The sequence below is a fragment of the Pseudomonas sp. IPO3747 genome, assembly GCF_013385245.1.
Taxonomy (GTDB): Bacteria; Pseudomonadota; Gammaproteobacteria; order Pseudomonadales; family Pseudomonadaceae; genus Aquipseudomonas; species Aquipseudomonas edaphica.
Genome location: NZ_JACAQL010000006.1, coordinates 67,137 through 76,885 on the forward strand (window position 1 = coordinate 67,137; position 9,749 = coordinate 76,885).

The 9,749-nt window shown below is 60.7% G+C and carries 8 protein-coding genes; 2 read left to right on the forward strand and 6 right to left on the reverse strand.

Features of this window, described 5'->3' with window-relative positions; genetic code table 11:
* Positions 1 to 77 precede the first annotated feature (77 nt).
* On the reverse strand, positions 78 to 1,466 hold the full coding sequence (gene cysS, locus HX790_RS10740) for a cysteine--tRNA ligase (RefSeq protein ID WP_170040691.1): 1,389 nt from the start codon (positions 1,464 to 1,466) through the stop codon (positions 78 to 80).
* An 18-nt stretch (positions 1,467 to 1,484) separates the two neighbouring features.
* Positions 1,485 to 3,185 (reverse strand): glutamine--tRNA ligase/YqeY domain fusion protein, encoded by a 1,701-nt coding sequence (locus tag HX790_RS10745; RefSeq protein WP_026013499.1) that lies wholly within the window; start codon positions 3,183 to 3,185, stop codon positions 1,485 to 1,487.
* Positions 3,186 to 3,434: 249 nt separating this feature from the next.
* Between HX790_RS10745 and HX790_RS10750 the strand changes: the two genes are divergently transcribed.
* Positions 3,435 to 3,938, forward strand: coding sequence for a peptidylprolyl isomerase (locus tag HX790_RS10750; RefSeq protein ID WP_017134695.1), 504 nt, complete (start codon positions 3,435 to 3,437; stop codon positions 3,936 to 3,938).
* Positions 3,935 to 4,690 (forward strand): UDP-2,3-diacylglucosamine diphosphatase, encoded by a 756-nt coding sequence (gene lpxH / locus HX790_RS10755; RefSeq protein ID WP_176991521.1) that lies wholly within the window; start codon positions 3,935 to 3,937, stop codon positions 4,688 to 4,690. The genes HX790_RS10750 and lpxH overlap by 4 nt, the downstream gene beginning before the upstream one ends.
* Before the next feature lie 181 nt (positions 4,691 to 4,871).
* Here the strand turns inward: lpxH and HX790_RS10760 are convergent, their stop codons facing one another.
* Genes HX790_RS10760 through HX790_RS10775 form a run of 4 tightly spaced genes read right to left on the reverse strand, consistent with a single transcriptional unit; the run spans position 4,872 to position 9,546 of the window.
* The gene (locus HX790_RS10760; protein WP_017134697.1) at positions 4,872 to 6,407 is read right to left on the reverse strand and encodes a DHA2 family efflux MFS transporter permease subunit; all 1,536 of its coding nucleotides are present in this window, start codon (positions 6,405 to 6,407) and stop codon (positions 4,872 to 4,874) included.
* A complete protein-coding gene (locus HX790_RS10765; RefSeq protein ID WP_017134698.1) occupies positions 6,407 to 7,603 on the reverse strand; it encodes an efflux RND transporter periplasmic adaptor subunit in 1,197 nt (398 codons plus the stop codon). The genes HX790_RS10760 and HX790_RS10765 overlap by 1 nt, the downstream gene beginning before the upstream one ends.
* A gap of 15 nt (positions 7,604 to 7,618) precedes the next feature.
* Positions 7,619 to 9,076 (reverse strand): efflux transporter outer membrane subunit, encoded by a 1,458-nt coding sequence (locus HX790_RS10770; RefSeq protein ID WP_099550546.1) that lies wholly within the window; start codon positions 9,074 to 9,076, stop codon positions 7,619 to 7,621.
* On the reverse strand, positions 9,073 to 9,546 hold the full coding sequence (locus tag HX790_RS10775; RefSeq protein WP_017134700.1) for a MarR family winged helix-turn-helix transcriptional regulator: 474 nt from the start codon (positions 9,544 to 9,546) through the stop codon (positions 9,073 to 9,075). The genes HX790_RS10770 and HX790_RS10775 overlap by 4 nt, the downstream gene beginning before the upstream one ends.
* Positions 9,547 to 9,749: the final 203 nt, after the last annotated feature.

Sequence of the window (9,749 nt, forward strand, 5' to 3'; positions counted from 1 at the left end):
GCGTGGGAACGAGCCACGCTTGCACAATAAAAAACGCCCCGAACCAGTCGGGGCGTTTTTTATTCAGGGTTTACCGATCAAGCCTGATCAGCCAACCGCCACGTCGTGCCGCCCTTCCCGTCTTCCAACACCACACCCATCGCGGTCAGTTGGTCACGGATACGGTCGGACTCCGCCCAGTCTTTGCCTGCACGGGCAGCCAGGCGCGCTTGAATCAACGCGTCTACTTCAGCGGCATTTACACGCCCTTCGGCGCCGGCTTGCAGGAAGTCATCGGCTTCCATCTGCAGTACACCCAACACGCTGGCCAGCTCTTTCAAGCGCGCAGCAAGACCAGCGGCTGCATCAAGATCACTCTCACGCAGACGGTTGATCTCACGCACCATCTCGAACAGCACCGCGCAGGCTTCCGGCGTGCCGAAGTCGTCGTTCATGACCTCGGTAAAGCGTGCCACGAAGGCTTCGCCGCCGGCCGGCGCCACGGCAGGCAGGCCTTTCAACGCATGGTAGAAACGCTCCAGGGCGCCTTTGGCGTCCTTGAGGTTGTCTTCCGAGTAGTTGATGGCGCTGCGGTAGTGGCTCGACACCAGCAGGTAGCGCACCACTTCCGGGTGGTACTTTTCCAGCACATCGCGGATGGTGAAGAAGTTGTTCAAGGACTTGGACATCTTCTCGCCATTGATGCGGATCATGCCGCAATGCATCCAGGCGTTGGCGTAGGTCTTGCCGGTGGCGGCTTCGCTTTGGGCGATTTCGTTTTCGTGGTGCGGGAACTCAAGGTCGCTGCCGCCGCCATGAATATCGAAGGTCTCGCCCAGGCAGCAGGTGGACATCACCGAGCATTCGATGTGCCAGCCCGGACGGCCCGCGCCCCATGGCGACTCCCAGCTCGGCTCGCCGGGCTTGGTGCCTTTCCACAGCACGAAGTCCAGTGGATCCTGCTTGGCTTCGTCGACTTCGATACGTGCGCCGATGCGCAGGTCTTCGATTTTCTTGCGCGACAGCTTGCCGTAGCCCATGAACTTCGCGACGCGGTAGTACACGTCGCCATTGCCTGGGGCGTAGGCGTAACCCTTGTCGATCAGGGTCTGGATCATGCTCAACATGCCCGGAATGTGATCCGTGGCGCGCGGCTCCATGTCCGGTTTGAGGATGTTCAGACGCGCTTCATCCTCGTGCATCGCGGTGATCATGCGCTCGGTCAGCACATCGAACGGTTCGCCGTTCTCGCGCGCCCGGTTGATGATCTTGTCTTCGATGTCGGTGATGTTGCGCACATAGGTCAAGTCATAGCCGCTGAAACGCAACCAACGGGTCACCAGGTCGAAGGCAACCATGCTGCGGCCGTGGCCGATGTGGCAGTAGTCGTACACGGTCATGCCGCACACGTACATGCGCACCTTGTTGCCGTCCAGCGGCTTGAAGACTTCTTTGGTCTTGCTGAGTGTGTTGTAGATCGTTAGCACAACGGCTTCCTTAGAGAATCACTGGCCCCACGAATCACGCAAGGTCACGGTACGGTTGAAGACCGGATGACCAGGTTTGGAGTCCTTGATATCCGCGCAGAAGTAACCTTCGCGCTCGAACTGGAAACGGTCTTCCGGCTGTGCGTCGCCAAGCGATGGCTCGGCACGACAACCCGTGAGAACTTGCAGGGAGTCAGGGTTGATGTTGTCCAGGAAGCTGGCGCTGTCTTCAGCCTTCTCAGGGTTCGGCGAACGGAACAGACGATCGTACAGGCGCACTTCGCACTCGATGCTGGCAGCAGCCGGCACCCAGTGAACGACGCCTTTGACCTTGCGGCCTTCAGGGTTCTTGCCCAGGGTTTCCGGGTCGTAGGAGCATCGCAGTTCGACGATGTTGCCATCGGCGTCCTTGATCGCTTCATCGGCACGGATCACGTAGCTGCCGCGCAGGCGCACTTCGCCGTTAGGCTCCAGGCGCTTGTAGCCTTTCGGCGGCTCTTCCATGAAGTCATCACGGTCGATGTAGATTTCACGCGCGAACGGCAGCTTGCGCACGCCAAGTTCTTCTTTCTGCGGGTGACGCGGCAGTTCGAGGTGGTCGACCTTGTCTTCCGGATAGTTGGTGATCACGACTTTCAACGGGCGCAATACGCACATGGCACGCGGCGCGTTGGCGTCCAGGTCCTGACGGATGCTGAACTCGAGCATGCCGTAATCGACCACGCCGTCGGAGCGGTTGGTGCCGACCATGTCGCAGAAGCTGCGGATCGACGCCGGGGTGTAGCCGCGACGGCGGAAACCCGACAGGGTGGACATGCGCGGGTCATCCCAGCCATGCACGTGCTTTTCGTCCACCAACTGCTTGAGCTTGCGCTTGCTGGTGATGGTGTAGTTCAGGTTCAGGCGGCTGAACTCGTACTGACGCGGGTGCGCCGGAACCGGCAGGCTGTCGAGGAACCACTCATACAGCGGGCGATGGCTTTCGAACTCCAGGGTGCAGATGGAGTGGGTGATGCCTTCGATGGCGTCCGACTGACCGTGGGTGAAGTCATAGTTCGGGTAGATGCACCACTTGTCACCGGTCTGGTGGTGATGGGCGTGGCGGATGCGGTACATGATCGGGTCGCGCAGGTTCATGTTCGGCGAGGCCATGTCGATCTTGGCGCGCAGCACGCGGGCGCCGTCCGGGAACTCACCGGCGCGCATGCGGTTGAACCAGTCGAGGTTCTCTTCTACCGAACGGTCACGGAACGGGCTGTTCTTGCCCGGCTCGGTCAGCGTGCCACGGTATTCCTTGGCCTGCTCCGGGGTCAGGTCGTCGACGTAGGCCTTGCCGGCCTTGATCAGCTCGACGGCCCAGTCGAACAACTGGTCGAAATACTTGGACGCATAGCGCACTTCACCGGACCATTCGAAGCCCAGCCACTTGATGTCGCTTTCGATGGCGTCGATGTATTCCTGGTCTTCCTTGGCCGGGTTGGTGTCGTCGAAACGCAGGTGCGTGACGCCACCGAACTCCTGGGCCAGGCCGAAGTTCACACAGATCGACTTGGCGTGACCGATGTGCAGGTAGCCGTTGGGCTCTGGCGGGAAGCGGGTGACGATCTGCGTGTGCTTGCCCGAATCCAGGTCCGCCTGGATGATCGGGCGCAGGAAATTGACCGGGACGGCAGGTCCGGCCTTGGAATTCGAGGTAGGGTCGACAGTGGGCTTGCTCATAGGATCCTTGAACAGACAGGTTCGTGGCCGGTTGGGGCCAGATAAAACAAAGGCGATATCATAGCCGATGCTGTCAAGTACCTGACAGAGCAGCACCGAAAACTGCTGCATTTAATGCACCGGCGGTAAAAAACCACCTCGAAATTCCTGCCGGGCACGCTAAACTGCGCGCCTTGGCACACATTTAGCCAAACCGGTAGCGGCGCCTTGGCGTCCAAACCCACGAATTCCCTGAAAAGAGTAGTGAACATGACTCAAGTCAAACTGACCACCAACCACGGTGACATCGTCATCGAGCTGAACGCCGAGAAAGCGCCGATCACCGTCGCCAACTTCATCGAGTACGTGAACGCCGGCCACTACGAAAACACCGTTTTCCACCGTGTCATCGGCAACTTCATGATCCAGGGCGGCGGTTTCGAGCCAGGCATGAAAGAAAAGAAAGACAAGCGTCCAAGCATCCAGAACGAAGCGGACAACGGCCTTTCCAACGACAAGTACACCGTCGCCATGGCCCGTACCATGGAGCCGCATTCGGCCTCCGCGCAGTTCTTCATCAACGTCGCCGACAACGCCTTCCTCAACCACAGCGGCAAGAACGTGCAGGGCTGGGGCTACGCGGTATTCGGTAAAGTCACCGAAGGCCAGGACGTGGTCGACAAGATCAAAGGCGTGTCCACCACCTCCAAGGCCGGTCACCAGGACGTTCCAGCAGAAGACGTGATCGTCCAGAAAGCCGAGATCGTTGGGTGATATTGCTGATTTCAGACTTGCATCTGGAAGAGGAGCGCCCGGATATCACCCGGGCGTTTCTGGATCTGCTCCACGGCCGCGCCCGTGGCGCCCAGGCGTTGTACATTCTGGGGGACTTCTTTGAAGCCTGGATTGGCGACGATGGGATGACCGCCTTCCAGCGTTCCATCTGCGAGGCTTTACGCGAGCTGAGCGACAGCGGCACCCCGATTTTTATCATGCATGGCAACCGCGATTTCCTGATCGGTAAAGCGTTCTGCAAAGCCGCAGGCGCCACCTTGCTCAAGGACCCGAGTGTCGTGCAGTTACATGGCGAGCCCGTGCTGTTGATGCACGGCGACAGCCTCTGCACCCGCGACATCGGCTACATGAAGCTGCGGCGCATCCTGCGTAACCCGATTGTCTTGTTCATCCTGCGGCACCTGCCCTTGCGCACCCGCCACAAGCTGGCGCGCAAGCTGCGCAGCGAGAGCCGTGCGCAAACGCGTATGAAAACCAACGATATTGTCGATGTGACGCCCGAGGAAGTGCCACGGGTGATGCAGCAGTTCGGTGTACGCACTCTGGTCCACGGCCATACGCACCGCCCGGCCATTCATAAACTGCAGATTGGTGACCAGGCGGCCAAGCGTATTGTGCTGGGGGATTGGGACAAGCAGGGTTGGGCCTTGCAGGTGGATGAGCAAGGGTTTGCGCTGGCGGCGTTTGACTTCGTCAACCCACAGTTGGCGTTGCCCGGCGCATACCCCTGAGACACAGAACGCTGACTTGTGTGGGGTTTGGCTTGTGTGGGAGCTGGCTTGTGTGGGAGCTGGCTTGCCTGCGATGCAGGCACCTCGGTACATCAGGTACACCGAGGTGATGCTATCGCAGGCAAGCCAGCTCCCACACAAAACCAGCTCCCACATTTGATTGCATTTCAAACGTTGCCGATCAATGACCGGAAGCCTCCGGCCCGGCCTTCGCGCCAAACGGCGGCTTGGCCAGCCACACCAGCAACATCAAGCCCATGAACATCCACCCCAGCAACGTGAAGTAATCCACGGTGGACATCATGTACGCCTGGCTGGTGAGGATCTGGTCCAACTGCGCATAGGCCTTGTGCCCTGCTCCGCCTAGCGCCTGCAACGCATCGCGGGTGGCGGAGTCGTAGGTGGTCATGTTCTCGCTCATGTACGCGTGGTGCTGGTCGGCGCGGCGAATCCAGATCCAGGTAGTCAGCGATGCCGCAAAGCTGCCGCCCAGGGTCCGCAGGAAGGTCGCAAGACCCGCGCCGTCGGCGATTTGCGCCGGCGGCAAGTCGGACATCAGGATGCTCAAGGTCGGCATAAAGAACAACGCCACGCCGATCCCCATGAACAACTGCACCAAAGCGATATGGGTGAAATCCACCTGATTGGTAAAGCCTGCGCGCATAAAGCAGCTCAAGCCAATCGCCAGGAACGCCAGGCCCGCCAGCAAGCGCAAATCGAACTTGTGCGCATACTTGCCCACAAAGGGTGACATCAGCACCGGCAAAATACCGATCGGCGCGACCGCCAGGCCGGCCCAGGTGGCGGTGTAGCCCATCTGGGTTTGCAGCCATTGCGGCAGGATCAGGTTGATCCCGAAGAAGCCCGCATAGCCCAGGATCAACACGATGGTGCCGATACGAAAGTTGCGGTAGGCAAACAACCGCAGGTTGACCACCGGGTGCTTGTCGGTCAGCTCCCAGATGATGAACACCGCCAGGGCAATCACCGAAATCGCCGCACCGATGATGATGAAGTTGGATTCGAACCAGTCCAGGTCATTGCCCTTGTCGAGGATGATCTGCAAAGCGCCGACACCAACGATCAAGCTCAGCAGCCCGACATAATCCATCGGCTGGTAACTGGTGACCACCGGGCGTTTCTTCAATTGCGAACGCACCACCATCACCGCAAAGATGCCGATGGGCACGTTGATAAAGAAGATCCACGGCCAGCTGTAGCTGTCGGTGATCCAGCCGCCGAGGATGGGGCCGGCAATCGGCGCCACCACCGTAACCATCGCCAGTAACGCCAGGGCCATGCCGCGCCTGGCCGGTGGGTAAACCGCGATCAGCAACGTCTGGGTCATCGGGTACAACGGCCCGGCGACCAGGCCTTGCAGCACCCGAAAGCCAATCAGCTCGGGCATCGAGGTGGAAATACCACAGAGGAACGACGCCAATACAAACAGGATGGTCGCCCACAAAAACAGCTTCACCTCGCCAAACCGGCGGCTCAGCCAGCCGGTGAGCGGCAAGGCAATGGCGTTGCTCACCGCAAACGAGGTGATCACCCAGGTGCCCTGCTCCGAACTCACGCCCAGGTTGCCGGAAATGGTCGGCAACGCCACGTTGGCGATGGTGGTGTCGAGCACCTGCATAAAGGTCGCCAGCGACAGGCCAATAGTGGCCATCAGCAAGCTTGGCGGCGTAAAGGACGCGGGGGCGTTAGCGCTCATCAGCGTTGCACAGCCTTGGGTGCGGCGAGGCTGTTGTCATGGATCAACTGCGTGATCATGGCATCGGCTTCGGCCAGTTGGCGGTCATACACGTTGGTGGTGAACGAGGCCTTTTGCGGTGCCTGTTGCGCCAGCACCGGGCCGCTTTGGTCGTGCAGGTCGACGTTGACCACAGTGCTCAAGCCCACCCGCAGCGGGTTCTTGGCCAACTCGTCGGCGTTGATGTGGATGCGCACTGGCACCCGTTGCACGATCTTGATCCAGTTACCGGTGGCATTCTGCGCAGGCAGCAGGGCAAACGCGCTGCCGGTGCCGGCGCCGAGGCTGTCGACGGTGCCGCTGAATTTCACGTCACTGCCATAGATGTCCGCTTCGATGTCCACCGGCTGGCCAATGCGCATATCGCGCAGCTGGGTTTCCTTGAAGTTGGCGTCGATCCACAGCTGGTCCAGCGGGATCACCGCCATCAACGCGGTGCCGGGCTGCACGCGCTGGCCCAGTTGCACGGTGCGCTTGGCCACGTAGCCGGTGACCGGTGCGATCAAGGTGCTGCGCGCGTTGGTCAGGTAGGCCTGACGCAGTTGCGCGGCGGCGGCTTGCACATCCGGGTGGGACGAAATCACCGTGTCATCCACCAAGGCATTGGTGGTTTTCAGTTGCTGCTCAAGGTTGGTCAGGGCGTTCTTGGCGGCGGTCAGGTTGTCACGGGCATGGGACAGTTCCTCCTGGGAGATCGCACCGCCCTGGGCCAGCGTCTTACGGCGGTTGAAGTTGTCCTGGGCGGTTTGCACGTCAGCTTTCTGTGCGTTGACCTGGGCTTTCATGCCATCGACATTGCTGTACAAACCACGCACCTGGCGCACGGTGCGGGCCAGGTTGGCCTGGGCACTTTGCAGGCCGACGGCGGCGTCATTCGGGTCGAAGTTGATCAGAACCTGGCCTTCGTGGACCAGGTCGCCGTCGTCGGCGCCGATACTGACCACGGTGCCGGTGACCAGCGGGGTGATTTCCACCACGTTGCCGTTCACATAGGCGTCGTCGGTGCTTTCATTGAAGCGCCCGTAGAACTCATACCAGCCCCACACGCCGACCACGCCAAGAATGACGATCAGCGCCAGGCCGATCAGCATGACTTTGCGTTTGCGCGGGTTGTTATCGGGCTTTTCAGTTGCGTTGCTGTTTTCGGCAGTGGCCATGACAAATACCTCAAATTATTCCGTACGGGTGGCAGGGCTGGTCGTGGTCGCGGCCACGTTATCGGCGTTGAATCCGCCACCCAGGGCTTGCATCAATTGAATCGACAGGTCGATCTGCGCCGCATTCAAGGTCGCCAGCTGACGCTGGGCCTGCAGCAATTGCTGCTCGATGCTGAGCACATCCAGGTAGTTACCGATGCCGGAGCTGTAACGCTGTACGCCGGTGTCGTAAGACTGCTGGGCGATGTCCGCAGCGTGTTGCTGCGCCTGGATCTGCCGCCCGGTTTCGCGCAGTTGCATCAGGGTGTTGCCGATATCGCCCAAGGCTTGCACCAGGGTTTTGTTGTACTGGGCCACGGCCAGGTCGTAATCGGCGTCGCGAGCATCGAGGTCGGCACGCAAGCGGCCACCGTCAAAGATCGGCAACGAGATGGTCGGCGCAATGCTGAAGAACCGGCTGGCCGAGCCAAACATCGCATCACCGAGCAACGACTCGGCCCCGGCGCTCGCACTGAGGTTGAGGTTGGGGTAGAAGCGGGTTTTGCTCGCGGCCACGTTTTTACTCGCGGCCTCCACGCGCCAGCGTGCGGCGATCAGGTCCGGGCGACGGCCCAGCAATTCGGCCGGCAAGACTGAAGGCACAGCGACGGCACTGGGTTTCAACACGTTCGGGCGGGTCAGCTCGCCGCCACGGTCCGGGCCTTTGCCGAGCAATACCGCCAGGGCGATCTTGGCGCTTTGCAGTTGTTTTTCAGCGTCGATCAACTGCGACTGGGAGCTGGCTTCCAGGCTTTCGGTCTGTTGGTACTGGTATTCGCTGTCGATGCCGGAGCTGAGGCGGCGTTTGCTCAGGTCGAGCATCTGGCGGGTGCGCTTGAGGTCGTCATTGGCCAGGTCACGCACGATATGCGCTTGGCCCAAATCGCTGTAAGCCTTGGCGACGTTGGCGGCCAGGGTCAGGCGTGCGGCTTGCTGGTCGACTTCGGCTGCACGCGCCTGGCCCAACGCGGCTTCCCAGGCAGCGCGCTGGCCACCCCAAAGGTCGAAGTTGTAGTTGAAGCTGGCGCCGATGTTACGCACCGTGGCATAGGCATCGCCCTGCCCGCGCGGGTCCTGGTCCTTGGCCAGGCGCGAACGGCTCACACCGGCGCTGGCATCCAGGGTTGGCATGCGCGCCGCATCGGCGGCATAAGCGGCGGCTTCGGCCTGGTGCGCACGGGCGCTGGCCACTTGCATATCAGGGCTGTTTTGCAGGGCTTCGTGGATCAGGCCGTCGAGTTGCGGGTCGCCGAGGCTTTTCCACCAGTCGGCGGTGGGCCAGGCGGCCGTGGACAGGGTCACGCCGCTCAAGGATTTGCCGGTTTGCAACGTGTTGGCGTCGAGACGTTGGCCCTGGGTGTCGAGGCCGCTGAAGTTGGCACAACCGGCCATGCTCATCGCCACCAACACCAGGCTGAGTGCACGCGTTTTCATTGATTACCTACCCGCTGGAGGACGATGGCGTCACCGGCAGCTACCAGAATTTTCTTGAGGATTCTTTCCAGGGTTTCCAACTCACCAGGCTCGAGGGCACCGGCCAGTTCATTCATCGACTGCGCGCCGATATGCGGCAACATGTCGGCCAGGCGCTGGCCGTCTTCGGTGAGCACTAACTGCACCTGGCGCCGGTCCTGCTCGGAGCGCTTGCGCGCCAGCAGGCCCTTTTGCTCCAGACGGTCGAGCATGCGGGTCATGGAGCCGCTGTCGAGGGACAGGTGGCGGCACAGCTCCGCCGGGGTATCGACGTCGAACTGGGCAATGATGATCAACACCTTGAACTGCGCGGCGGTGACGCCGTGGGGTTCCATATGGGTGTCGATAATGCGGTCCTTGAGCAGCGCCGCCCGGCCCAGCAACAGGCCGAGGTGGCAGTTGCGAAAGCTGTCAGGGGTGTAGTGGGTCATCGAAAGTCACCTTATTACTGCCTAGGCAGTGAATGTATGACAAGATGTTACTGCTTAGGCAGCGAATGTCAAATGGAATTATTAGCTTGCTTGGTAATTTCGCGAGAGGTGGGCTTGAAACACAAATAACTGTGGGAGCTGGGTTGCCTGCGATAGCGGTTTGGCCGGGGGGTGTTTGGTCGGGTACATATCCATTGCTGCGG